Here is a 24,278-nt window from a genome sequence, read left to right on the forward strand (position 1 = left end):
TATTTAAATGAATGCTATCTTAGAGGTTGTCATCGAGGTGATATTTATGAGTAAAAAAAGAACATTGATTGAGGTAATTGTTCTTTTGTTAAGTGGATTAGTACTTTACTTCTTCACTTCGCATGATGCGTTTTTGTACAAACAAGATATTGGACGGGTCATTAAGGTTGAAAATGCCAAGCCGGTTCAAACCGAAGACGCATACGAAAATAAAGACGAAACAACCGAGCAATCATTAACGCTTAAAATCATTAATGGTTCGCGCAAAGGCGAAATCATCCACTTGAAGAATCAATTCTCCAAGTCAGGTGCTTATGATCAGGAATACTTCAAGGGGCAACAGGTCTTCTTGAAGCTGCACCATGATGGCGGTAAATTGACCGCGGTCATTTCGCACTATAAGCGAGATACATACTTAGTAATGATGCTTTGGTTAGTCGTTGGATTACTTTACCTCACAATGCATGCAAAAGGATTAAGGGCATTGTTAAGTGTAGTAATTAACTTTGTGATCTTCTTAATTTTCGTTCAGATGGACGTTGATTTTGACTTTACGAACTTCTTCTGGTTGTTTGCAATCAGTGCGGTGTTATTTACAGGATTATCACTGATTCTTGTTATCGGGTGGAATAAGCAAACGCTGGTTTCATTCCTGTCAATTGTAATTGGAACGACAATGGCGATGGCAATCGGAATCGGAATTCTGAATTTGACAGGGAATAATGGAATCCATTATGAAGCGCTTGATTACGCGACCCAGCAACCAGAACAGCTTTTCTTGTCGGCGACGATTATTGGACTGTTAGGGGCAGTTTTGGATGCATCGACCGATATTGTTTCAACATTGTTTGAACTTAAACGAACCCAGCCGGATATTTCGGCAAAGCAGTTGTTCAAATCAGGCCAAGGTGTTGGGCATGCAATCATGGGACCACTGATTAATGTCTTGTTAATGATCTTCTTTGCTGAAACATTTGCAATTGCCGTTCTTTACTTCAGAACAGGAAATACTTACGGATATACCTTTGCATGGGCAATGGGCCTGGGGGTGGCCCAAGCATTGATCAGTGGGATTGGAATTACATTAGTGATTCCAACTGCAAGTTTCCTCTGTTCGCGTTTCTTAAGCAGAAGGAGGGCTGACTAATGCCGTCAATTTTAGCATTAACGATCGTATTAGCTGTTTTAATGATGGTTTTTGGCGGAAAGCAGGGAACGTCATCGTTCTTTAGCGTTTTGCTGAACTTCGGAATTTTATTCGTAACCGTTATTTTAATTTCAAGCGGCTTTCCCCCGCTGCTGGTTTCGTTGTTTGCTGGGATCTGTATTTTGGCGACGACCATTTATATGGGAAACAGCGATGATCGCTCAACCAACATTGCGTTTGAAGCAACGATCATTGTCCTGGTCGTCATGATCATCATGATCGTTCCAATGGATCACTGGGCTCAGATCAAAGGCTTTTCAACGGAACAGTCGGATGAAATCGAAGCATTCAACCTTTTGATTGGGATCAACTTTGAAAAGTTAGCAATCTCAACGGCGATTTTAAGTACGCTGGGAGCAATTTCAGAAGCCGCGATCGCCATTTCAAGCGGGTTGCAAGAAATTATCGATCAAAACCCTGACATTACCAAGAAAAAACTTTATCAAAGCGGAAGCAACATCGGCTCGCAAATTATGGGAATGACCTTTAACACGTTGTTCTTCGGAATGTTTGGGAGTGACCTGGCGTTATTTGTTCTGCTGGCGAAGGTCCATGCCGGAATTGGATATTGTATCAACGCGAAGATTTTTGTTTCTGAATGTATGCTGGTGCTGTATTCAGCCGTTGCGGTCATTTGCGTCATCATGATCACCACGTTTTTGATGGCTCACCGGCTTGAAAAACAGCAAAAAGCAAAAGAAAAAACAGAAGATTAATTTAAGATAAGAAATAGGCTGCGGTCCTTGAAGGGCTGCAGCCTATTTCTTAAATCAAAATTCCATTACAATGATCGATCTCATGTTGAATGACTTCAGCAATCAAATCGGTGAAATCTTGGGTTTGCCACTGGAATTGTTCGTTTTGAAATTTAACCGTGATGTGCTTGAAGCGTTGCGTTGGCCGAACCCCATCAAGCGATAAGCAGCCTTCCGTTGTCTGGTAAGGGGTGTCCTGCGCAATGATTTCCGGATTGATCATCATTACAGGCAATTTTCCAAGACCGAACACGATGATTCGCTTATGAATGCCGATCATGTTGGCAGCTAATCCGGCAGCCCGGTCAGAATTGGCAATAAACGTTGCTTTTAAGTCTCGAACTGCTTGGATGTCAGCTGAAGTTGCCGGCGTTGATTTTTGTGATAAAAAATGAACGTCATGGATAATTTCTTTGATCATGCTATTTTCCTCTTATTTATCTTTGAAAAGGGCAGCAAGTTTAGCGGCCGCTTCTTTGGAAATTGAATCGGCGAGGTTGCCGAGATTTTCGTCAGCCTGAGTTTGCGTTTCAGCATTGACTTGTGCTTGTTGTTTGACGGCTTCGACGATTTTCTTTTCGGCTTCTTCGATCGGGTTAAGCGGTAAAACGCCGCCGGCTGAATCCGCATGACCGCCGCCGTTGAAATACTTAGCAGCAAATTCAGCAACATCTAACTGACCATTGCTCCGAAGCGAAACGCTATGGGCGTCGATTACCAATGCAGCTTCGACATCGTGCCGTTGAAGCAGGGCATGGGCAATTTCTGATTTGAAGTCGCTGGCATAGACAACGCCGAATGAGTGACCGTCAACGGTGAACTCAACAACATTTTTAAGGTGCTTGTCAAGGTAGCGTTGCCGCCGGCCGTTTAACGTATTGATCAATAACGTATTTTGGTCATGATACTGTTTCCAGCCTGTTTGATAAACCTTCGTTACAAATGACTGAGACTGGCTTAACGGATAAAACCAGAAAAGCTGGTTTAATTCATCGGCTGCTTTCCGTTCTTCGTTGCTCATGTTCGGATCATTTTGCCAATCCCAGGTATCATATGCCCGAATCAGTTCGACGATTTCTTGCAATTCCTGTTGGCGCGCAGTCGGAACGTTGGCAAAGTTGACCTGTTTGCTGACCCAGTCCCATACAAGACTCACGGCACTGGGATTGATTGCCGGATTAGCGGGTGAAATACAGTTGGCAGCATACTTTTGACGCAGTTCTTCTTCGCTTTCATGGTGATCAAAAATCAGCCAGTGGTTTGCAAAATGCTGTTCAAGCTGTTGGAATGAATAATCGCTGTCAGGCGTCATATCCATAATGTAAATATCGCTGTACTTTTGAACATCGGGTTGGCGGAAGAACCGTTCAAGTTCCTGGTCAAGCCGGCCAGCCGAACACGTTGTTAAATCAAACGTCACGTTACTGAATAACTCAGGTTGTAAGGCCTCCAAAAGAAGGGGAGCGCCAAAACCGTCTAAGTCGTTGTGTGAAATTAATTTAATGTACTGTTGTTTTTTCAATCTTGTTCCTCATATTTCTAATTTTCTGAATCTAAAATCATGCTAATTATAGCATATCAAAGCCCGTCAGTTTGACGATGATTGCTAATTTGGGTATCATACTTAAAAGGAGAATAGTCTGAAATTAAGGACGGGATCGGATTTTGGCAAAAAACAAGATTCAATATTTTACTGGGTTTGATGAAGACCTGGTTGAAACTGCCGACCAGAACTATCAGCTTAAAGACAACTTTAAGTGGATTCGAACTGATTGGCAATTTAATTTTTTAGCGACCGTGATATCAGCTGGGGCCAAAGCCTTTGGATACGGCTTTAACAAGCTGGTCTTAAGGCAGCGGTTTGCGAACTTAGACGTCCTCAAGCCATATCGCGGCCAGGGATATTTTATTTATGCCAATCACACGCAGCCGGTGGGTGATGTTTTTTTGCCAATGCTTGCAGGAGGGGCCCGTAAGTACTATGTAATTTGTGCCCAAGCTAACTTAGGAATGCCGATCATCGGACCGTTGCTTCCTTATGGCGGGGCAATGCCGATTCCGTCAGATATTCATCAACTTCCTTCTTTAATTAAGGCAGTTGATTATCATATCAAACAGGGTGATTTTGTAACGGTGTATCCCGAAGCCCATGTGTGGCCGTATTACACGGGAGTTCGGCCGTTTTCAGAAGCTGCTTTCCATTTTCCAATCACAACGAACGCGCCATCGTTTGTAATGACCAACACTTATCAAAAAGCGCGGCGAGAAAATCGACCGCAAATGATTACGTATTTTGATGGCCCAATTTATCCTGATTCGACCCTTCCGCGGAAAGAGCGGCAGCGGAAATTAATGCAGGACGTTAAGCAGCAAATGGAAAAGCGGGCGGCGTTAAGCGACGTTGAATATGTTAAGTATGTCAAACGAAAGGAAAAGTGAAATTAACGGCATGAATCTTCTATATTGCGGTGATCAAAATATTCAAGACGGATTATTGATTTCGATTTTGTCACTGCTGAAACATGAACCAGATGAACTTCATATTTACATTATGACAATGGAGCTTCATACCGCAGAAAAGGATTACCATGCAATTCCTGATCGGACGATTTCATTTTTGAATCAGTTAGTGCAACGGACCAATCGGCATAGTTTTGTTAAGAAGTATGACTGCACGGCCTTGTTTGAACGGCAAATTCCGCGAAAGAATATGGGGACGCGTTTTACCCCGTATGCAATGTTACGGCTCTTTGCCGACCAGCTTCCTGACCTGCCAGCGAGATTGCTTTATCTTGATAGTGATGTTGTTTGTCGGAAAGATCCGCGTGAATTTTATCACCAAGATATTACCGATGTTGAATTTGTCGGGGTGCTGGACTATTATGGCCGCTGGTTTTTCCATCATAGTTTAACGCACTTGGATTACATTAATTCCGGGGTGCTCTTGTTAAATATGGAAAAAATCAACCAAACCAAATTGTTTGAACGGGCGCGGGAAAGGTGTGTGAAGCGCTGGATGTTTATGCCGGATCAGTCAGCGCTCAATAAGTTGGCTCAGGCGAAACGGATCGCCCCGCGGAAGTATAACGAACAGCACCAGTTGCATGCCGATACCGTTTTTCAGCATTTTACAACGAGTTTTAAGTTTTTCCCGCTATTCAAGATCCAAACGATCAAACCGTGGGAAGTTCAGCAAGTTCACGATGTTCTTGGAATTCATGAATATGATGATATTTTAAATGAATATCAACAGTTAGTCCCGAATTTGGCAAAATAAGAAGGCGAATAAAAATGAAAAATGAAGTTATTCCAGTATTTTTAACCATTGATGACGGTTTTGCAAAGTATACAAGTGTAATGATCCGGTCGATCATTGAAAATGCAGCGCCCCAAGACCATTACAAAATTTGGATCATCCATCGCGGTTTAAGTGACGCGAACCGGCAAAAACTTGAAGGAATGGCGACCGCCAATGTTGAGGTTGAAACACATTTCTTAAAGGCTGATCTGAGTCGCATTGCTAACCGGGAAGAAAATTATTTACGGCTTGATTTCTTTACATTATCGATTTTTTATCGTCTGTTCTTAGCCGATGAATTTCCGGAATATGATAAGGCAATTTACCTTGACTGTGATGCGGTCGTTCCCGGTAATTTGGCTGATTTATATCGGATCGACCTTGGAAATAACCTGATTGGGGCTGCGCCGGATCATTCAATTTGGCATGTTCCGGGAATGATCAAATACATTGAAGGCGCCCTTGGAATTCCATATAAGACGTATATTAATTCAGGAGTGCTGCTGATCAATATGAAAGCCTTTCGCGAAGAACATTTTACGGAACACTTTCTCAATGTAATGAATAAGCACTACTTTGCCTGCATTGCACCTGATCAGGATTATTTGAATATGATGTGTCGCGACCGCATTTTATATCTTGATGAAACGTGGAATGCAATGCCCAAAGATCATCAGTATGATGCTGAAAAACTGACAGCTCCCCAATTGGTCCACTATAATTTGTTTTATAAACCATGGCACTTTGATAATGTAATGTATGAAAATTATTTCTGGAAATATGCGGATGCAACGCCTTACGCCCAAGAGATCCATGCTGAAAAGGACAACTTTACGGACGAACAACGCCGCGGCGAAGTTGAAAAACTTGATAAGCTGATGGAACGGGCAGCGGCATTGCCAGCAACGGAAGGGACATTTAGAAAGGTTATTGCACAAGGAGAACGAATTAAGTTATGTTAATTTTTCCGAATCGGGATCAAGTGATCGCGAATATTAAGCAGAATATTAAGGACGGAAACTTCAATAAAAAGGTTGAAGTTGACGATCCGCAGTTATCGAATAAGGAGCGGTTGGAGCTGATCAGCCAGTACTTTGACCGCCGCAAGACTTTATTTGGAAAAGCAGAAAATGTTGTTGCGCGAACAATTTACCGGGCAGTTACCTGGGCAGAAAACACGAAAACGGAAATTGTCGGCTGGGAAAACCTTAAGGGTCTCGATCCGCATAAGGGCGCGGTGATTACCAGCAATCACTTTAATCCGTTGGAGAATACAATTATCCGTAAAATGACGGAAAAGCTTCATAAGCGGTTGTACATTGTTAGTCAGGATACTAATTTTGGAATGAAGGGACTTGTCGGATTTCTTTTAAACAACGTTGATATCATTCCGTTAAATACCAGTATTGAATATTTAGGCCGAACTTTTCCGAAATTGATCAAACAAACGATTGATGCTGGAAACTACATTTTGATCTATCCTGAAGAAGAAATGTGGTTTAATTACCGGAAACCGCGACCGTTTAAGCGGGGAACATATTATTATGCGGCCCAAGCCGGAGCGCCGATTATTTCATGCTTTGTTGAGCTGCATGATCTTGAAAGTTTTGAGCCCAACGCGAAGGGGCAAATTCACCGCGTCAAAGCGACGTTACACATTTTGCCGATAATTTCCCCTGATCCGCATAAATCAGCCCGGGAGAACAGTATCTGGATGATGGAAAAGGACTACGAGCAAAAGAAAGCAGCGTATGAAGCAGCATACGGAAAGAAATTGACGTATGATTTTCATCCGGAAGATATCGCCGGATGGGTTGGACCTCAAGATAAAAAATAAAGAAGGATGGATCAATGAAAAAATGTCCGCAGTGTGGATTTGAAAATCAACCGCATAATCAGTTTTGCAAACAATGCGGGGCAAAGTTAACAGCTGATGAAGATCAGCCGATGACACGGGAAGCCGCAAAGGAGAAGAGCAGCAAGCGAAAGCGCAAAGTGATTTACCTTGTAATTGCAATTATTCTAATTTTAATTCTTGTGCTTTTTGGAATTGCGCAGGCGACGGGGAAGCATTCATCTAAGTCGCCGGCTTCAACTTCGCCTAAGACGGAGAAAAAGGCTTCTTCAGTTGCTAAAAAATCCCCAACAACGGCTGCTTCTTCGACAGCTGCAAGTGCCAATTCAGGGAGACAAACGGCAATTCAAACCATGCCGGATGTTAATACAAAGAACCTGACGACCCAACAAGTTAATAAGTGGGTCTATGCTAATATCATGGCAGATTGGAATAAGAATAACACGGATGAACCGCCATTGACGCCGGCTGATCAGGATGCATTTATTTTTGGTCAAAGTACAGATGACCATGGATGCGTTGAGATTCAGGTTCAAGAAAATCACCAAAGTGCATTTATGAAGAGTATTCATGCTGATCCGGAATCCACGCCGACAATTGGATGGTATCGAATCAACGCTCAAGGGTACTTGCAACAGGGAGCTCCTGGAAGCGACAATTGGAATACAATTGCGCAAAACTATCAGGAACCGTAATTTTAGCAATCAAAAAAAAGCTTGCCATCTGGCAAGCTTTTTTATTATTCATTTAAACAATTATTCTTCAGATTCATCTGGAAGTTCAGCGTTAATGATCTTTTGCTGGTTAACAAACGGCATCTGGCGCTTCTTTAAGTAAAGCGGGACCCGTTCGACCTTCACGTCACTAAATTCAAGCCCAAACCATTGAACCGGACTAGTTGAATGGTTCTGTAACCAGATCCGCGACGAAATCAAGAACCGTTTCCAGGGTGAAAGATTGGTGTTCGGTGAAAGTAATTCCCGAATCAAGACAAAGACAAAGTCGCCGACCTTCCGTCCAGGTGTAGTGGTGTATTCTTGCGGCTGTTCGTCGATAACTCCTTGATCCATCAAGTCATTAACGATTTGCCGTAAGTAAAGGTTCAAACTGTGATTTGACTTGAATCCAAGGTAAAGCTGCAAGTTAACAACGTTCCGGGTTCCCATCATATCAACGGTGTAGTAGTTTGTATACGGTTCGTTGGTCGTGTTGACAGTTACGAACCAGTAAACCTTTGCCCGTTTAGGTTGTTTATCCAAAATTGAATATAAAATTTCCCGTTTAACTTTGTGGTTAGGTTTAACCTTGGCTAACATGACTAAGTTGCTCATGTACAATGGAATACTTTCGTCTTGTGAAAGGGCAACTAATTGATCAACGTAATCGTCCAGGCAAACTTCTTCGGTAGCGTCCATTAAATCGTCCCGAACACGATTACCGTAGTACCAAATTACCATAATGAAGATCAAAACAGCGGTAATTAATGCTGTAACGTAACCACCATGAACGAACTTGACTAAACTTGAAATGAAGAAGATCGTTTCAATCGTGCCAAAGAACAGCAGACACGTTAGCGCAAGCGGCGTTGACCACCGGCCGCGAATGTATTCGAATAACAGGAACGTCGTCATCAGCATTGTCAACGTGATTGCCAATCCATAAGCGGCTTCCATGTGTTCAGATGTTCTGAAGAAGAAGACAACACTTAAAGTGATCACACACAGAATCCAGTTAACAACTCCGATGTAGATCTGACCCTTCAACACGTTTGGATGGTAAACCTTTAATCGTGGTAAGATCTTCAATCCGATTGCTTCTTCAACTAGGGTGTATGACCCGGTGATCAAAGCTTGAGAAGCGATAATCGCGGCCAAAGTTGCAATGATAACCCCGACAAGGTAAACCGAGTGCGGAAGCATATCGTAAAACGGATTGATGTTTGACGTTACGGTTTGGTGTTTGATTTGGTGAATGATCCAAGCCCCTTGACCGAAGTAGTTCAAAATCAATGATAGGTAAACGAATGGCCAGGTAATGTAGATGTTTCGCCGGCCAACGTGTCCCATGTCAGAATACAAGGCTTCAGCCCCAGTCGTTGCCAGGAAAATACTTCCTAAAATGAAGATTCCCATTTTGTTATGCGGACTGAAAAGGACTTGCAAGCCGTAAATTGGGTTCAATGCGCGTAAAACGGTTAAGTCCTTGCACATATTGGCAAACCCGAAAACGGCCAGAAAGCCGAACCAAAAGACCATGACGACCCCGAAAGTTTTTCCGATCGAGCTGGTCCCTAGTCGCTGGACAAGGAACAGGACCAGCAAGATGGCAATCGTGATGAAGACAACGTCATTTTGGTTCGAGACCGGAATGAGATTTCCAAACTTGAATCCTTTTAACCCTTCGATCGCCGTTGTGACCGTAACAGCGGGGGTCAATGTTCCGTCTGCCAGAATTGCCGCCCCACCGATCAACGCCGGGATGATCAGCCATTTTGCCCGCTTTTTGACCAATGCATAAAGGGCAAAAATTCCACCTTCACCGTGGTTATCGGCGCGCATGGCAATCACAACGTATTTGATCGTCGTGATGATCATTAATGTCCAAAAAATTAATGACAAACAGCCAATAATATAGTTAGGAGTTACCCGGGAAACACCGCCCTGATCACCAATCAAGGCGTTCATAACATATAACGGGGATGTCCCGATATCGCCATAAACGATCCCTAAGGTAATAATTGCTCCTAAGAAGTATTCTTTGCCATATTTCTTTAACAAAGTTGTTTTCCTCCTTATGGATAAAAGAATAATTGCATTAATTACTTATATTTAAATTAATTAAACAAAAGGTATTATAACGAATATAATACCATTTTTGAAAACTATTTCGGTGTTTTTTACGAATTGTCATTTTCTTGTAATGTAAAAAATAATTCGCAAATTAATCATGGTCAAATAATGCAAAAAGATTGCGACTGATGTCACAATCTTAGTTGAAGTTAAAGTGATTAATGATGAAAATGGCGCGCAATTCGTTGTAAAAAAGGATGCTGCGCCGCTATTTGGGTGCATTTACGTTCAAACTTTAAAACGTATTTCCGATAAAAATTCCGGGTCCGAATCCAGTGATGAACTTTCGGCGCGCCTTTTGATAGACAGAAAAAGGCGATGATCAAAAATGGAATTTGCGGAATAACTGGTAGGATGATTCCAATAACTCCCAGAATAAAGAAGAAAATGGCTCCAATTAACCAGCAGGTTTTCTTTGCGTATGTTGTCATTTCGTGCTCCTTTTCATTTTTATGCGATAGATCAAATATCCGCTTCCGCCGATCAGAACTACAACGGCGAGAAGGACAAAACTGTATTTTTCAATTAAAACGGAGAAACGTTCCCAGGACGTCCCGGCCAATCGACCGACGACAATCAAAACGGCGTTCCAGATCAACGAACCGCCGGCGGTAAAAATTAAAAAGCGTTTAATTGGAAATTCAGCCATTCCAGCGGGAACAGAGATCAAGCTGCGAACAACGGGCAAAAATCTGCCCCAAAAAGCAGTGGAACTGCCATGACGTTCGAAGAACCGTTGGGCTTTCTCAAGGTGTTCCATTTTAAAATGAAGAATTTTCCCCCATTTACCGGTGATCAACCGTTCGAGTTTTTCAAACGAGATCAGCTTGCCTAAAAGGTAAAGGACGATTGCGCCTACTAACGCTCCGATTGTTGATGCAATGATCAGGCCGCCAAGATTTAAATGGGCTGAAATTGATAAGAACCCACTGAAAGTTAGAATAATTTCAGATGGAATCGGCGGAAAAATATTTTCAACGGCAATTAAAATTGCGACGGCCAAATAGCCGTAATTACTAATGAAATCAATAATTGTTGTGTTCATAAAGATCCTTTCGCACTTTAAGTAATGACAGTTTACCTGAATTGACAGTAAAAAGCGAGGGGAATGATTGGACTTAATAAAAAAGTAAAAAATAGGCTGTGACCTGTGAGCCACAGCCTATTTACAAGATTTGTATAATCGGGTTCCAAAACAAACGAGCTGCGACGCGAAGCTAGTGAAGGGCGCAAACCTCCGCGCGATTCGTTCGCTTTTCTGCTTCCACCACGCTCGTTTTTAGCGTTTTGTCACACCTTCTCAATTAATCAAACATTCGCTTTGCAGCCTTCATCAAGGTTACCGGATCATGGTCATACCGCGGAGTCTTAACCAGTTTCGAGTCTGGAACACCAGCAAAGTGGAAGGCGGCAATTTCACCAGACCGAACGGCACTTTCTTCAGTGAAGATCATTTGATATGGTTGTTCAACAAATTCACCGGTGAATGCCAAGTTTGTTGAAAAGTCCGGAATTACCTTTGGTCGGTCAGCTTTTGCCCGGTTGTTAAAGAGGGCAGAAGCGTATGGCATGTATACCGGGATACAATTAATGACGCTTTCAAGAATTTGATCCTTCTTCTTCATAATGTTTGTTGGACCAGGATCAACCTTTGAAAGTTGACCAAGCAATTCTTCAAGCATTTCTTTCCCGGTCATCTTGATGTATTGCTTGTGAACAAATTCACCTTCGCGCCGTGGGTATAAGAAGTAACCCCAAATAACCGTTTCGTTTGGCTTTTGCGTCGTGAAGTGCGGTTGGTGGTGAACAACAATCGACATGTTAACGTCTTTTTGACCTAACGGAGTGATCGGTTCGGTTGAAATAAATGAATTCAGCGCATTTCCAGGAACCTGGTTCGTGATCCGGGTAATTTCATTGATCAACGTGTGGTCTTTAGTTGTTAACGTGAAGCTTACCCATTCGGATGCATCCCGGTCAGCAAAGAATTTATCTGGATTACCAAGGTTATAGAAGTGTTCCGTTGCTTGTTTCCAAAGCGATGAAGCGGCACCATAGTCTGGGTTTTCAGGGGCAGGCGTATTGTAGTCGCCCAACGTTGCGGAATCAGTAATTGAACCGTTGGTAAAGAAGACGGCCGTTTCATCATCAATGGCAACGTGTTCTTCAAGGCCGCTGTCAGTATTTAACATCTTTAATCCGGTAACCGTGATTTCATCTTGCATCTTCGTGTCTTTAAATTCAAAGGCAGTTACCCGCCGGTTCATTACGAATTTGCATCCTGCACCTTCAAGGTATTTGATCAATGGAAGCATGATACTTTCAAATTGGTTGTAACGTGTCCGGTTGACCCCGACTAAGTGTTCGATTTGAGTAAATTCGTAGATCATTTGGTGCATATAGCGCCGTAATTCTTGAGCAGATGATTGGGTGCGGAATGCAAAGGTTGTTTCCCACATGTACCAGAAATTCGTTTGGAACATATGCGGATCATCCTTGAAGTATTCCGCAATTGAAACGTTATCGAGTTTTGTTTCTTCATCGTCGCGCATTAAGATCAATTTGGTTAATAATAACCGGTCAGTGTTGTTTAAGCCTAGTTTGTGACCATCGACAATCCCTTTTCCGCCTTGAAGAAGCCGGGCAACATCGTATGTCCGGTGTTTGGCATCAAAATCACGGGTATCTTCAGCAGCAGTCATCCCGGGTTCTGTAACTGATGGAATCCGGTCAAGCAGATCCATCAAGTCGACGTATGTCCGGTAGTTTAACATCCGGCCGCCCCGCGCAATAAATCCTTTCGTGTTTTCCATTGGATGGTTTTTATTCCAATATTCAGTTGCGGCTTCTGATGCAGTTGAGCCGTCATTTGAACCGTGTTTATCGAGTGCGTAGAACGTAATGTTTTCTGGGTTCCAGTGGCCTTCTTGAATTAAGTAGACTGCTGCAGCCATGTTGGCAATTCCAGCACCGATCATTACAGCTTTGCTTTTGATCATATTAATCCCTCCCAAAAATGTTGTTAACGATTACATTTATATTATACTATGTTAGATCAATTTTGGTTGATTTTAAACCTTAAGACTCTTTAAAATTGGCAAACGTTATCGTTTACAAACTATTGACTTATATTGTAAAATTTAAGGTAAAAAAGCTAGGACAAAGAAGGGTAGTTAAGCATGCCAGCAAAAGTTGAAATTAGTAATGCTGAATGGGAAATTATGCGGCTGTTATGGACGCTGAAAAGTGCAACCAGTCGTCAGTTGACCGAATTGCTTTCTGCGAAGTTTCAGTGGAAACCAGCAACCGTTAAAACTTTGCTGCGCCGGCTTGCAGATAAAAAGATTGTCCGGATTGAAAAGAATGGACGAGCATTCACGTATTATCCGAATGTCCCTGAGCAGGAGACAATCGAACATCAATTGATGGATTCTGTGGGGAAAATCTGTCAGATGCACGTGGGTAGGACCCTTGATGAAGTGATTAAGGAGGTTCCGCTGACGCAGGATGATATTTTGCGTTTGCAGGAAACACTAAGAATGAAGTTAAGGAATGCACCAACTAAATTGGAGTGTAATTGTTTATCATGTTCCCAGTGGAAGGAATAAGTGAAAGGAAGCGAAATATTATTTAACGATAAGCAGATGCAACCGTTAAGGGTTAGGGTTAGCGGTTCCTGAAACTGATCGTTACCAGATTTTTTGTTAAAACGTTTCAAAGATTTTTTAAGTGGCTGTCCAGTCTCGGCAATCATTTTGTTTATTTACAAAGGGTTAGGCCCCGACGTATAATGGTTACTTAAGAGAGAATAAGAATAGGTGGGAAGTGTTAAATTATGTTATCAATGCAAAAGACAATGATCGATCTGTTGCAAAAGGTTCAACTTCACAATCACTTAAACCAATACAAAGAGTTTGAAAAGTTGGGCGCAATTGATATGTACTACCTTGAAGCCATCAATCAAGCCAATAACACAACGATTGGCGCGGTTTCAAAGATGTTAAATCAATCAACTCCCAATACAAATTACCACATTAAGAAGTTAATGCGGCTTGGTTTGATTGAAAAGAAAGTTGATCAGCAAGATCGGCGGGTATATCACCTTACAGTTACAAAGAAGTACGTCGAAATGATGGATAATAATACTGAATTTTGGCAACGGCTGCAAGATGGCCTTGAAAAGAAGGTTTCACCTTCAGACTTGGCAATTTTCAAACGGGTGCTTGAACGGGCACTTGATGTGATCGACGAAAATAATGAAAATTAAAATAACGGCAATGGAGCTGGCGGCGACGTCAGTTCTATTGCCGTTTTGTTGTATTTTAAGGAGGAATTGAAATGAAAAATCAGGTTGAAACGATCGTGATTGGTGCTGGGTGTGCCGGATTGACCGCGGCATTGCAAGCTCACGAAATTGGTAAAGAAGTAATGATTTTAGAAAAAATGCCGCGAATTGGCGGCAATTCAATGCGCGCATCTTCGGGAATGAATGCCGCCGAAACTGATTTACAACTTAAAAATGGGATCATTGATAGTTCAGAACAGTTCTATAATGAAACGTTCCAGGCGGGCGGTAAAATGAATGACCCTCAATTGTTGCAATACTTTACAACCCATACGAATGGGGCGATCGAATGGCTTAAACAGTATGATGTCGATCTGGGAGACCTGACAACGCTTGGGGGAATGAGTTTAGCCCGAACTCACCGGCCAACGGATACTTCACCGATTGGGGCTTATCTTGTAAAGAAACTCGCCGCTGCGGTTGAAAATGCTGGAATCGAAATTCGGACGGATTGTAAGGTTACGGATTTACAACGAACCGCAACGGGATTTCAATTAACGGTTATTCAAAATGGAGCTCAAATTCACCTTGAATGCCGCAAAGTGATTCTCGCCACCGGGGGATTCGGGGCTTCCAAAGAATTGATCAAGCGGTATGCGCCGCAATACGCTAACTTTAAGACAACGAATCAAGATGGGGCAACGGGAGACGGCTTAAAATTAGCCCAGAACCTTGGAGCGCAGTTGGTTCAGCTTAATTTAGTTCAGATTCATCCAACCGTTCAGCAAGATAACCCGCACACGTACTTGATTGGGGAAACGGTCCGCGGTGAAGGCGCAATTTTAGTAAACAATGCCGGCAAGCGGTTTGTTAATGAACTTGATACCCGGAAAAAGGTTTCAAACGCAATTATTGCTCAACCAACCGGACATGCGTACCTGATTTTAGATCAAAAGGTTTTTCAACGGGTCAAAGCCCTCGGGTTCTATCAAAGTGTCGGATTGGTTGAACAAGCCGATACGTTAGCTGAACTGGCTGATCAAATCAACGTTGATCCGCATCAATTTGATGAAACGGTCACTGAATGGAATGCTGCGGTTGAAAATCAAAAAGACGCCCAGTTTGGACGTCATACAGGAATGCGCACGCTTGATGCGGCCCCGTTTTATGCAATTCATGTTGCTCCGGCCGTTCATTATACAATGGGTGGAATCCATATTGATAAGGAAACCCGCGTTTTAGATGAAAACGGCAATGTTATTCCCGGATTATTTGCAGCTGGCGAAGTTGCCGGCGGATTGCATGGAAACAACCGGGTCGGCGGGAATTCGATTGCTGAAACAATTGTTTTTGGCCGCCAAGCAGGAATTCAATCAAGTAAGGATTAAATTGATTTTCGCAAAATGTCTAAAAGCTGTTGCTGTTTATCGGTTAAGTAGTGCCGCGCATGGTAGGCGATTGACATGTTAAAGATTGGGAAATCTTCAGCCTCAATATCGATCGCATGCAAATGATCATCGGGATTAATGGAAATGGCCGTTTGGAGACTAATGCCGATATTTTCGGCAACAAGGGCTTTTAAAATGTTAACGTTATCTGTTTGACAAACAATGTTTAATCGAAAATGGCCAAGCCGGGCCATTTTTTTTAATGCCCGGTGCTGGACGAAACTTTCATTTTGCGAAATAAAGCGTTGACCACGAAGTTCTTCAATGCTGACGGATTGCCGGTTGGCCCATGGGTGGTCGTCCCCAACGATGATTTTATATGGGGAACGGGCGAAGGTTTCGGTAATTAAATTCGGTTCCTTTAACGAATAGTTTGATCCAAGCAGCGCAATATCAAGGTCACCGTTTAAAAGCATTTTTCGGCAGAAACTTGATCCGCGACTGACGATCGTAAGGTCATCAAGCAGACCGTTGCGAAGCAGCTCAGGCGTAATCGGCGGAAAATAATATGTTCCGATAATTGGCGGAAGGCCGAAAATGATTTTTTGTTCGTCAGCGTCGCGAATTTCTTTGGAAGCGACTTTCAGCTCTTGCATAATGTGTTTACTATGTTCATAGAATTGTTTTCCGGAATCAGTTACGATCAATTCCTTATGCGATTTGTTGCGGATAAAGAACTTTGTGTTGAATTCTTCTTCTAAGCGTTTGATGGCCATCGTAATCGTTGGCTGACTGACATTAAAATTTTGGGCAACAATTGAAAAATTTTTAGTCGTCATCAATTCATTAAAATATTCAATATCTTTGATGTTCATGCTAATCACCTGATTTATCAATGATTTAATTTTTCATATAAATACTATTTATAATAGCACATGAATTTGACTATGAATATTAAGAAAAACTAAAATGCAGGAGTAAACATTAAAGGAAAAGAAGAGGCGTTAAGATATGAAACGTGGAATTGACGTTTTAAGAGATCCTTTCTTAAATAAAGGAACTGCATTTACAAACGAAGAACGGAAAGAATATGGTTTGGTCGGAATGTTGCCAATCGGTGTTCAATCAATTGAAGACCAAGCAAAGCAAACATACGAACACTACCAATCAAAGCCAAACAACTTTGAAAAGCGGAAGTTCTTAATGGAAATCTTCAACACAAACCGGACATTGTTCTACTACTTGATGAGCAAGCACTTGGTTGAATTCATGCCAATCGTTTATGATCCGGTAATCGCAGACTCAATTGAAAATTACAGCCACGTCTTTGTTCAACCACAAGACGCTGCATTTATTTCAATCGATGCTCAAGATGATATTGAAGACACATTGAAGAACGCTGCAGAAGGCCGCGACATCAAGTTGATCGTTGTTTCAGATGCTGAAGCAATTCTTGGAATCGGCGACTGGGGTACTCAAGGCGCAGATATTTCAATTGGTAAATTAATGGTTTACACAGCTGCTTCTGGAATTGATCCCCGCAACGTATTGCCAGTTTCATTGGATGCCGGAACAGATAATGAAGAATTATTAAACGATCCATTGTACTTAGGTAACCACCACAAGCGGATCTACGGTGACAAGTACTATGAAATGGTTGATAAGTTCGTTGAATCAGCTCGGAAGTTATTCCCAGACGTTTTGATCCACTTCGAAGACTTTGGTCGTTCAAACGCCGATGTTATCTTACAAAAGTATCAAAATGAAATTCCGGTATTTAACGATGATATTCAAGGAACCGGAATTATCTGCTTAGCAGGTGTTCTTGGAGCTTTGAACATTTCAAAGGAAAAACTTGAAGATCAAATCTTCTTGACATTTGGTGCCGGAACTGCCGGATGCGGAATTGCTCAAATGATGTGCGACGAATTAGTTCGTAACGGAATGAGCGAAGAGGAAGCAAAGAAACACTTCTACTTGGTTGACAAGCAAGGATTATTGTTTGAAGACACAGAAGGCTTGACACAAGCTCAAAAGCCATTTGTTCGTCAACGCAGTGAATTTGATAATGCCGACGAATTAACTAGCCTTGAAGCCATCGTGAAGGCTGTTCACCCAACCGTTATGATCGGAACTTCAAAGCAACCAGGTGCCTTTACAGAATCAATTGTTAAAGAAATGGCTGCCCACACAGAACGGCCAATCATCTTCCCAATTTCAAACCCAACGAAGTTATTGGAAGCTAAGGCTGAAGACTTGATCAAGTGGACAGACGGCCGGGCATTAGTTGCAACCGGAATTCCTTCAGATCCTGTTGAATACGACGGTGTCACATACACGATCGGTCAAGCAAACAACGCTTTGGTATACCCAGGAGTTGGTTTCGGTTCAATCGCTGCTAAGGCAAAGATTGTGAACGAAAAGATGCTTGCCGCTGCTGCCCACGCATTAGGCGGAATTGTTGACGCAAGCCAACCAGGTGCCCCAGTATTACCACCAGTTGCTAAGTTGACTGAATTTACCCAAACAGTTGCTGAAACAGTTGCTCAAAGTGCAATTGATCAAGGCATCGCTGGTGTATCAGATGCTCACAAAGCAGTTGCTGATATGAAGTGGGAACCGAAATATTAATAAAAAGATAAGTAAGCGAATTTATAGAGGAGCGTAAGAGGGATGTCTGTATTTTTAACTTCAGTATCAAGTATTGTCGTAATCGTTTTGATTATGGCACTTGGATTTTTACTTCGGAAATTTAGATGGTTTGGCGATGATTTCGCAAAGAGTATTTCAGGTTTAATTACGAAGATCGCTTTGCCAGCTTCAATTTTCGTATCTGTTCAAAAACACTTGACGCGGTCAAGTTTAGTAGGCTTGGGAAAGGGATTGATTTTCCCAGCTTTAGGTGTAATTATTGGATACTTAATCGCATGGCTCGTTGTTAAGGTCTTAAAGGTTCGTCCAGGCCGGCGCGGAATCATGATGAACGCGATCGTCAACGCCAACACGATCTTTATCGGAATGCCATTAAACATGGCTTTATTCGGAACAAAGTCAATGGCTGACTTCTTGATCTACTACGTAATCAATACGGTTTCAACATGGGCCTTTGGGGTCTTCTTGATCTACAATGATGATCCAACGGCTGATAAAGACAGCAAGAAGAAGCACAAGATCAGTTTGCAAAAACTGTTACCAATGCCGCTTGTTGGATTCGTTGTTGCTATTATCTGGTTACTCCTTGGTTTACCAAGCAGCAAGCCGGACTTCTTGTTCCAAACACTTGGTTATGTAGGTAACTTGGTAACCCCATTATCATTGATTTACATCGGGGTTGTTTTATGCGATGCCGGTTTAAAGAACTTCAAGTTTGACCGTGATTCGATCATTGCCTTACTTGGCCGGTTCGTATTATCACCACTTGTATTGATTCTTTTGATCAAGTTCGGAGCACCAATTCTTCACTTTGATTTACCACGCTTGATGCAACAAACATTGATCGTTCAATCAGCAACACCAATGTTAGCCGTATTGCCGGTATTGGCTGGCGAAGCCCACGGCGATGTTGAATACGCAACAAACGTCGTTGTTATGAGTACGGTATTATTCATTGTGGTTGTTCCAGTATTGATGGGAATCTTACAATTTATCTAGTTTATTACGGGTTTAAGATGAGAAAGAGTTTGAAAAGGCTGTGCAATTGCACGGCTTTTTCTTTTAAGTTATAATCAGCGGTAATAATTATCAGGGAGTGATCGCGTGCTTGATCCGCGTCAAAAATTACGGCGAAATACATTATTAGCGCTTTTTGGAACGATCGTGATCGTCCAAAATTTGGTTCCAGTTTTGGGGAACATTCCAATCGGACCGTTAAGTATTACGCTGATCCATATTACGGTAATTGTTGCAGCAATTGTTTTAGGCCCCGTTCAAGGAATGACCGTTGGCGGAATTTGGGGAATGATCACCTTTATCCGGGCGTTTATTTGGCCGACAAGTCCGCTGGCAGTTATTTGCTTTACGAATCCGTTGATTTCCGTCCTTCCCCGAATTTTAGTTGGAACGGTTGCGGGATATGGCTTTTTATGGTTGAAAAGGCATTTTTCAATCCGAAAATCAATGGTGGTGGCGGCAATGGCGGGAAGTATGACCAATACCTTACTGGTCCTTGGCCAAATTTATCTTTTTTATCATAATCAAGCACCGCGATTGTATGCGGTCGATGTTCGTCAGCTTCTTCCGTATTTGTTGGGGGTAGTGGGAACGAACGGAATTCCGGAAATGCTGTTAGCAGCGGTAACAGTTCCGTTAATTGCCACCGCGTTATTAAAGGTTTTGAAGAAGCATGCTTGAGGGTTGAAAAAATGAAGAGAAAATTAAACCGTTTTTTAAGACAACGGCATTTAAAAATCACCGACGTCGTTTTGATCGTTATCCTTGGATTGATGATGTCAATTCAAGCTATTCGGTGGGGCGGACGCGAAATTCGGCAAAGTCAGGCAGCAATTCCCCAAAGCGAACAGGTCAAACTGAACTTTATTCAAAAGGTTGCGCCAATTGCGGAAAGCGAACAACGCCAAAGTCATGTGCTTGCAAGCATTACGATTGCGCAAGCCGCATTAGAATCAGATTGGGGTCAAAGCGAACTTTCGCAAAAGTATAATAATCTTTTTGGGGTCAAAGGAACCGGGACGAACAGCGCGATGATGACGACTAAAGAGTATGTAAATGGCCAATGGATCACGGTCAAAGCCAGCTTTGCGGTTTATCCATCGTGGGCGGCTTCGATTGCGGCACATACTAAGTTGCTGGTTGGTGGGCTTGAAGGTGATCAAAATCACTATGAGCAAGTCGTGAATGCACCGAATTACGAAAGTGCCGCGGAAGCTTTGCAGGCGAACGGGTATGCAACTGACCCCAACTATGCCCAAAAGCTGATCGCAATTATTCAAAAATATAAGTTATATCAGTACGATAATGGTTAAAATCTAAAGGAAATTTATAATATTCAAAGTTGCAATTATGGTATCATTAAAAATGATATGATTAGTTATTGATAAACTAATAATTGGAAATCGAAATTATATAGGTTTGAATGGAGAGTAGTGAGGAAAATGACAAAAACGCTTTTTCCTGGAAGTACATTGGGAATCATTGGCGATAGTCCAAACGGAATTATGTTAGCGCGGGCTGCCAAAAAAATGGGATATAAGGTTGTGGCATACAGCCGATATGAAGAAAGTCCGACTTTGGCAGAAGCCGATGTTCGAATCGTTGGCAAAATGAACGATAAATTAAAGCTTCAAAGTTTTGCTCAACGGTGCGATGTTGTGACGTATGAATCAGAACATGTCAATTCAGAAGTGATTAAGTACATTGCCCAATATACATCAGTTCCGCAGGGGACCGATGCATTGGAATACATGCAAGACCGGCTGCTTGAACGGGCATTTTTTGAACAATTGAACGTTAATATTGCCCCGTATGCAACGATCGTTAACCTTGATGATGTTTACCAAGCTGTAACGTCAATTGGTTATCCATGTGTCTTGAAGCCAATTCAAAAGGGGCTTGGAAAGGCTCATCAACAAATTATTCGCAAACAATCGGATATTGCCAAGTGTGCGGATATTATCGACATGGGAACGTACATCCTTGAATCGTGGATTCCATATACCAAGGAATTATCAGTGGTTTTGACAAAGGATGCGAAGGGAACGGTCAATTTCTTCCCGGTAATTGAAAACATCTATCATGATCATGTTCTTCATGAATCACTGGTCCCAGCAATGATCAGTAATGACGTTGAAGCAGAGGTCCGTCGGTTGGCTGATAAGATTGCGAAAAACTTAAACTATGTCGGCACGATGGAAATTGCCTTCTTCCTGACTGAAAGTGGTGCAATTTACGTTAAACGGGTCGTTCCGGGATTGCATGCGAGCGGTTATGTGTTTGACAAGGCAACGAACGTTACGATGTTTGAACAGCATTTGCGGGCCTTAGCCCAAATGCCGCTTGTAAAGACCGAGCTGATGGAACCGACCGTCGCAATTACGATCGAGAGTCATGATCAAGATGACTTACGGACACAGTGGGTTCTTAAGGATAACTGGTATTACAATTTCTTCCGTTATCCCCTTTCAATGCGGGTGCATGATACGGAAGGGTATTTGCTGGCATTAGGACCAACGATTGAAACTGTGCGCGAACAGGTTGAATCAACTGGAATTTGGGATAACAAAATTTAGGATTTTAAGTAAATTAAAGAGGCTGAACATCTAAAGTAAATTGGCGAAACCGATTGCTTTAGACGCCAGTCTCTTTGTCTTTTTTACCTTAAAAAGTAAGCCTGATTTTGATATAATAAAACTTGATTGTAGCTTGCATAGGAGGAAATGAATTGGCTGTGATGGATTTATTAGCAAAGATGAACGATAAACAAGCAGAAGCCGTTCAAACAACGGAAGGACCGTTGCTGGTAATGGCCGGTGCAGGAAGCGGGAAGACCCGGGTATTGACTCACCGGGTGGCCTACTTGATCGAAGAAAAGGGCATTAACCCCTGGAACATCCTTGCGATTACCTTTACTAATAAAGCGGCCCGTGAAATGCGGGAACGAATCGATAAATTGATTGGTGAAGGTGCGGAAGAAATTTGGGTATCAACGTTCCATGCCCTTTGTGTTCGGATTTTACGGCGCGATGGTGAAAAAATCGGTTATAATCGCGGCTTCACGATTGCCAGCTCAAGCGAGCAACGGACGCTGATGAAGCATATTATGGCAGATTTAAACATTGATCCGAAAAAGTATAATCCGCGGGCAATTTTAAGCGCCATTTCAAACGCCAAAAACGATTTATTGACTCCAGAACAGTACCAAGAACAAGCAAGCGGAATGTTCGAAGACCTTGTGGCAAAGGCATATGTTGAATACCAAGACCGGTTGCAACAGGATCAAGCAATGGACTTTGATGATTTGATTATGAAGACGATCGACCTGTTTAAGGAAGCCCCAGCGGTTCTTGAATTTTATCAACGGAAATTCAAGTACATTCACGTTGATGAATATCAGGATACAAATGAAGCCCAGTATGAATTAGTTAACATGTTAGCTAAGGCTAACCGTAATCTATGCGTTGTTGGGGATGCCGACCAGAGTATTTACGGTTGGCGCGGTGCCAACATGGAAAACATTTTGAACTTTGAAAAGGATTACCCGGACGCAACGGTTATTAAGCTGGAACAAAATTACCGGTCAACGAAAACCATTTTGGAAGCGGCAAATAAGGTAATTGAAAATAACGTTAACCGGAAAGCCAAGACATTGTGGACAGAAAATGCTCAGGGCGAAAAGATTCATTATTACCGGGGCAATACCGATAGCGATGAAGCCTATTTTGTGGTTAAGGCAATTAAAGAACAAATGCAGCAAAAAGGGCGGCAATACCGTGATTTTGCGATTTTATACCGGACAAACGCGCAATCACGGAAAATCGAAGAAACATTTGTGAAAGCTAACATTCCTTACAAGTTAGTTGGTGCCCATAAATTCTACGAACGGAAAGAAATTCTTGATGTTTTAGCATATTTACGGCTGGCAACGAATCCACAAGACTCATTGAGTTTTGAACGGGTCGTTAATTCGCCGAAACGGGGAATTGGGGCAACCAGCATGCAAAAACTTCAAGATTTTGCTGATTTTCACGGAATTTCACTTGAAGAAGCTGCCGAAAACGTGGCGTTGACTGAAATTAAGGGTAAAGCGGTGAATGAACTCCAAAAGTTCGCCCACCTTATTCGCAAATTGCATGATCTTGAAGAAAAAGAAAACGTTACGGAACTGACGGAAGATATTCTTGAAATGACCGGTTACAGGGCAGAATTAGAGAAGACCAAGTCGCTTGAAAATCAAAGCCGGCTTGAAAACTTGGATGAATTCTTAACGGTTACGAAACAGTTTGATGCTCAGTGGCAACCTGAAGACGAGGAAAGTGATCCGTTTGCAGATTTCCTTGCCGATTTAGCCTTGGTATCTGATCAGGATGATGTTGATGATTCAAACGAAGTGACGTTAATGACGTTGCATGCAGCCAAGGGACTTGAATTCCCAGTTGTTTTTTTAATGGGAATGGAAGAAGGAATCTTTCCGCTTTCACGGGCCCAAATGGATGAAGATGAATTAGAAGAAGAGCGCCGGCTTGCGTACGTTGGAATTACGCGGGCTCAGCAGGAGTTATACATCACGAATGCCTTGTCACGAATGTTATACGGAAAACGGCAAATTAATGCTGCTTCACGCTTTATTACCGAAATTGGCGATAATTTATTGCATTCTGAAAATGAAGGGGCAAATTATATTAGTTCCGGAAACTCAGCAGTGCGACGGACGAATGCACCGTTTGCCCGGAAAACACCGGTTTACCGGAAACCAGCAGGAACGGTTGATCGGCCTCAAGGAACCGGCGCAGATAAGAAGAGCTGGAAAGTTGGTGATAAGGTTCAACATAAGGCCTGGGGTGAAGGGACGGTTGTAAAGGTGACCGGCAGCGGTGAAGATATGGAACTTGATATCGCATTCAAGGATCAAGGAATTAAGCGCTTATTGGCAGCCTTTGCACCGATTACGAAGAAATAAAGAGGGTGA

23 protein-coding genes are annotated in these 24,278 nt (G+C 42.4%); 16 read left to right on the plus strand and 7 right to left on the minus strand.

Translation table 11 applies throughout. The annotated features are described in order from the left end of the window. Positions 1–46 precede the first annotated feature (46 nt). A complete protein-coding gene (locus FC33_RS00460; RefSeq protein ID WP_057826666.1) occupies positions 47–1,147 on the plus strand; it encodes a YibE/F family protein in 1,101 nt (366 codons plus the stop codon). Next, positions 1,147–1,923 (plus strand): YibE/F family protein, encoded by a 777-nt coding sequence (locus FC33_RS00465; protein ID WP_057826667.1) that lies wholly within the window; start codon positions 1,147–1,149, stop codon positions 1,921–1,923. The genes FC33_RS00460 and FC33_RS00465 overlap by 1 nt, the downstream gene beginning before the upstream one ends. 49 nt (positions 1,924–1,972) lie before the next feature. On the opposite strand, the gene FC33_RS00470 is transcribed toward FC33_RS00465, so the two are convergent. Together FC33_RS00470 and FC33_RS00475 are read right to left on the minus strand one after the other, a co-directional pair. Continuing rightward, positions 1,973–2,383 (minus strand): peptide deformylase, encoded by a 411-nt coding sequence (locus FC33_RS00470; protein ID WP_057826668.1) that lies wholly within the window; start codon positions 2,381–2,383, stop codon positions 1,973–1,975. 12 nt (positions 2,384–2,395) lie between these two features. After that, complete coding sequence (locus FC33_RS00475) at positions 2,396–3,484, minus strand: DHHA1 domain-containing protein (RefSeq protein ID WP_057826669.1); 1,089 nt, start codon at positions 3,482–3,484, stop codon at positions 2,396–2,398. A 143-nt stretch (positions 3,485–3,627) separates the two neighbouring features. Between FC33_RS00475 and FC33_RS00480 the strand changes: the two genes are divergently transcribed. Genes FC33_RS00480 through FC33_RS00500 form a run of 5 tightly spaced genes read left to right on the plus strand, consistent with a single transcriptional unit; the run spans position 3,628 to position 7,810 of the window. Beyond that, positions 3,628–4,401 carry a 1-acyl-sn-glycerol-3-phosphate acyltransferase gene (locus FC33_RS00480; RefSeq protein ID WP_057826670.1) on the plus strand — a complete coding sequence of 258 codons (774 nt, stop codon included), beginning with the start codon at positions 3,628–3,630 and terminating at the stop codon, positions 4,399–4,401. 10 nt (positions 4,402–4,411) lie between these two features. Then, on the plus strand, positions 4,412–5,239 hold the full coding sequence (locus tag FC33_RS00485) for a glycosyltransferase (protein WP_057826737.1): 828 nt from the start codon (positions 4,412–4,414) through the stop codon (positions 5,237–5,239). 14 nt (positions 5,240–5,253) lie between these two features. Further along, positions 5,254–6,222 (plus strand): glycosyltransferase family 8 protein, encoded by a 969-nt coding sequence (locus FC33_RS00490; protein WP_057826671.1) that lies wholly within the window; start codon positions 5,254–5,256, stop codon positions 6,220–6,222. Then, positions 6,216–7,097, plus strand: coding sequence for a lysophospholipid acyltransferase family protein (locus tag FC33_RS00495; RefSeq protein ID WP_057826672.1), 882 nt, complete (start codon positions 6,216–6,218; stop codon positions 7,095–7,097). The genes FC33_RS00490 and FC33_RS00495 overlap by 7 nt, the downstream gene beginning before the upstream one ends. A gap of 14 nt (positions 7,098–7,111) precedes the next feature. Then, entirely contained in the window at positions 7,112–7,810 is a 699-nt protein-coding gene (locus FC33_RS00500; RefSeq protein ID WP_057826673.1) for a zinc-ribbon domain-containing protein, read from the plus strand. 60 nt (positions 7,811–7,870) lie between these two features. On the opposite strand, the gene FC33_RS00505 is transcribed toward FC33_RS00500, so the two are convergent. From FC33_RS00505 to FC33_RS00520, 4 genes are all read right to left on the minus strand, one after another. Continuing rightward, positions 7,871–9,892 (minus strand): KUP/HAK/KT family potassium transporter, encoded by a 2,022-nt coding sequence (locus FC33_RS00505; RefSeq protein WP_057826674.1) that lies wholly within the window; start codon positions 9,890–9,892, stop codon positions 7,871–7,873. Between the two features lie 230 nt (positions 9,893–10,122). Then, complete coding sequence (locus FC33_RS00510) at positions 10,123–10,395, minus strand: DUF454 family protein (protein ID WP_057826675.1); 273 nt, start codon at positions 10,393–10,395, stop codon at positions 10,123–10,125. After that, on the minus strand, positions 10,392–11,009 hold the full coding sequence (locus FC33_RS00515) for a DedA family protein (protein ID WP_057826676.1): 618 nt from the start codon (positions 11,007–11,009) through the stop codon (positions 10,392–10,394). The genes FC33_RS00510 and FC33_RS00515 overlap by 4 nt, the downstream gene beginning before the upstream one ends. Positions 11,010–11,268: 259 nt before the next feature. Then, on the minus strand, positions 11,269–12,963 hold the full coding sequence (locus FC33_RS00520) for an oleate hydratase (protein WP_057826677.1): 1,695 nt from the start codon (positions 12,961–12,963) through the stop codon (positions 11,269–11,271). 180 nt (positions 12,964–13,143) lie between these two features. On the opposite strand from FC33_RS00520, the gene FC33_RS00525 reads away from it, so the two are divergent. The 3 genes from FC33_RS00525 (at position 13,144) to FC33_RS00535 (ending at position 15,637) form a co-directional block, all read left to right on the plus strand. Next, positions 13,144–13,572, plus strand: coding sequence for a CopY/TcrY family copper transport repressor (locus tag FC33_RS00525; protein WP_057826678.1), 429 nt, complete (start codon positions 13,144–13,146; stop codon positions 13,570–13,572). A gap of 227 nt (positions 13,573–13,799) precedes the next feature. Beyond that, complete coding sequence (locus tag FC33_RS00530; protein ID WP_057826679.1) at positions 13,800–14,231, plus strand: MarR family winged helix-turn-helix transcriptional regulator; 432 nt, start codon at positions 13,800–13,802, stop codon at positions 14,229–14,231. A 71-nt stretch (positions 14,232–14,302) separates the two neighbouring features. Continuing rightward, the gene (locus FC33_RS00535; protein WP_057826680.1) at positions 14,303–15,637 is read left to right on the plus strand and encodes a flavocytochrome c; all 1,335 of its coding nucleotides are present in this window, start codon (positions 14,303–14,305) and stop codon (positions 15,635–15,637) included. On the opposite strand, the gene FC33_RS00540 is transcribed toward FC33_RS00535, so the two are convergent. Next, entirely contained in the window at positions 15,634–16,512 is an 879-nt protein-coding gene (locus tag FC33_RS00540; RefSeq protein ID WP_057826681.1) for a LysR family transcriptional regulator, read from the minus strand. The genes FC33_RS00535 and FC33_RS00540 overlap by 4 nt on opposite strands. Before the next feature lie 136 nt (positions 16,513–16,648). On the opposite strand from FC33_RS00540, the gene FC33_RS00545 reads away from it, so the two are divergent. From FC33_RS00545 to pcrA, 6 genes are all read left to right on the plus strand, one after another. Further along, on the plus strand, positions 16,649–18,268 hold the full coding sequence (locus tag FC33_RS00545; RefSeq protein WP_057826682.1) for a malolactic enzyme: 1,620 nt from the start codon (positions 16,649–16,651) through the stop codon (positions 18,266–18,268). Positions 18,269–18,310: 42 nt separating this feature from the next. Then, the gene (locus FC33_RS00550; protein WP_057826683.1) at positions 18,311–19,288 is read left to right on the plus strand and encodes an AEC family transporter; all 978 of its coding nucleotides are present in this window, start codon (positions 18,311–18,313) and stop codon (positions 19,286–19,288) included. Positions 19,289–19,393: 105 nt separating this feature from the next. Further along, positions 19,394–19,987 (plus strand): ECF transporter S component, encoded by a 594-nt coding sequence (locus FC33_RS00555; protein ID WP_057826684.1) that lies wholly within the window; start codon positions 19,394–19,396, stop codon positions 19,985–19,987. 11 nt (positions 19,988–19,998) lie between these two features. Next, a complete protein-coding gene (locus FC33_RS00560; protein WP_057826685.1) occupies positions 19,999–20,619 on the plus strand; it encodes a glycoside hydrolase family 73 protein in 621 nt (206 codons plus the stop codon). A gap of 129 nt (positions 20,620–20,748) precedes the next feature. Continuing rightward, positions 20,749–21,882 (plus strand): 5-(carboxyamino)imidazole ribonucleotide synthase, encoded by a 1,134-nt coding sequence (locus tag FC33_RS00565; RefSeq protein WP_057826686.1) that lies wholly within the window; start codon positions 20,749–20,751, stop codon positions 21,880–21,882. Between the two features lie 161 nt (positions 21,883–22,043). Continuing rightward, positions 22,044–24,269 carry a DNA helicase PcrA gene (gene pcrA / locus FC33_RS00570; RefSeq protein WP_057826738.1) on the plus strand — a complete coding sequence of 742 codons (2,226 nt, stop codon included), beginning with the start codon at positions 22,044–22,046 and terminating at the stop codon, positions 24,267–24,269. The last annotated feature ends 9 nt before the right edge of the window (positions 24,270–24,278 follow it).

Source organism: Ligilactobacillus aviarius subsp. aviarius DSM 20655, assembly GCF_001436315.1.
Taxonomy (GTDB): Bacteria; Bacillota; Bacilli; order Lactobacillales; family Lactobacillaceae; genus Ligilactobacillus; species Ligilactobacillus aviarius.

Excerpts from the sequence above, each read along its gene's own strand:
- FC33_RS00460 (WP_057826666.1), top strand. The coding sequence starts at position 47 with ATGAGTAAAAAAAGAACATTGATTGAGGTAATTGTTCTTTTGTTAAGT.
- FC33_RS00465 (WP_057826667.1), top strand. The coding sequence starts at position 1,147 with ATGCCGTCAATTTTAGCATTAACGATCGTATTAGCTGTTTTAATGATG.
- FC33_RS00470 (WP_057826668.1), bottom strand. The coding sequence starts at position 2,383 with ATGATCAAAGAAATTATCCATGACGTTCATTTTTTATCACAAAAATCA.
- FC33_RS00485 (WP_057826737.1), top strand. The coding sequence starts at position 4,412 with ATGAATCTTCTATATTGCGGTGATCAAAATATTCAAGACGGATTATTG.
- FC33_RS00490 (WP_057826671.1), top strand. The coding sequence starts at position 5,254 with ATGAAAAATGAAGTTATTCCAGTATTTTTAACCATTGATGACGGTTTT.
- FC33_RS00495 (WP_057826672.1), top strand. The coding sequence starts at position 6,216 with ATGTTAATTTTTCCGAATCGGGATCAAGTGATCGCGAATATTAAGCAG.
- FC33_RS00500 (WP_057826673.1), top strand. The coding sequence starts at position 7,112 with ATGAAAAAATGTCCGCAGTGTGGATTTGAAAATCAACCGCATAATCAG.
- FC33_RS00510 (WP_057826675.1), bottom strand. The coding sequence starts at position 10,395 with ATGACAACATACGCAAAGAAAACCTGCTGGTTAATTGGAGCCATTTTC.
- FC33_RS00515 (WP_057826676.1), bottom strand. The coding sequence starts at position 11,009 with ATGAACACAACAATTATTGATTTCATTAGTAATTACGGCTATTTGGCC.
- FC33_RS00520 (WP_057826677.1), bottom strand. The coding sequence starts at position 12,963 with ATGATCAAAAGCAAAGCTGTAATGATCGGTGCTGGAATTGCCAACATG.
- FC33_RS00525 (WP_057826678.1), top strand. The coding sequence starts at position 13,144 with ATGCCAGCAAAAGTTGAAATTAGTAATGCTGAATGGGAAATTATGCGG.
- FC33_RS00530 (WP_057826679.1), top strand. The coding sequence starts at position 13,800 with ATGTTATCAATGCAAAAGACAATGATCGATCTGTTGCAAAAGGTTCAA.
- FC33_RS00535 (WP_057826680.1), top strand. The coding sequence starts at position 14,303 with ATGAAAAATCAGGTTGAAACGATCGTGATTGGTGCTGGGTGTGCCGGA.
- FC33_RS00540 (WP_057826681.1), bottom strand. The coding sequence starts at position 16,512 with ATGAACATCAAAGATATTGAATATTTTAATGAATTGATGACGACTAAA.
- FC33_RS00545 (WP_057826682.1), top strand. The coding sequence starts at position 16,649 with ATGAAACGTGGAATTGACGTTTTAAGAGATCCTTTCTTAAATAAAGGA.
- FC33_RS00550 (WP_057826683.1), top strand. The coding sequence starts at position 18,311 with ATGTCTGTATTTTTAACTTCAGTATCAAGTATTGTCGTAATCGTTTTG.
- FC33_RS00560 (WP_057826685.1), top strand. The coding sequence starts at position 19,999 with ATGAAGAGAAAATTAAACCGTTTTTTAAGACAACGGCATTTAAAAATC.
- FC33_RS00565 (WP_057826686.1), top strand. The coding sequence starts at position 20,749 with ATGACAAAAACGCTTTTTCCTGGAAGTACATTGGGAATCATTGGCGAT.
- pcrA (WP_057826738.1), top strand. The coding sequence starts at position 22,044 with ATGGATTTATTAGCAAAGATGAACGATAAACAAGCAGAAGCCGTTCAA.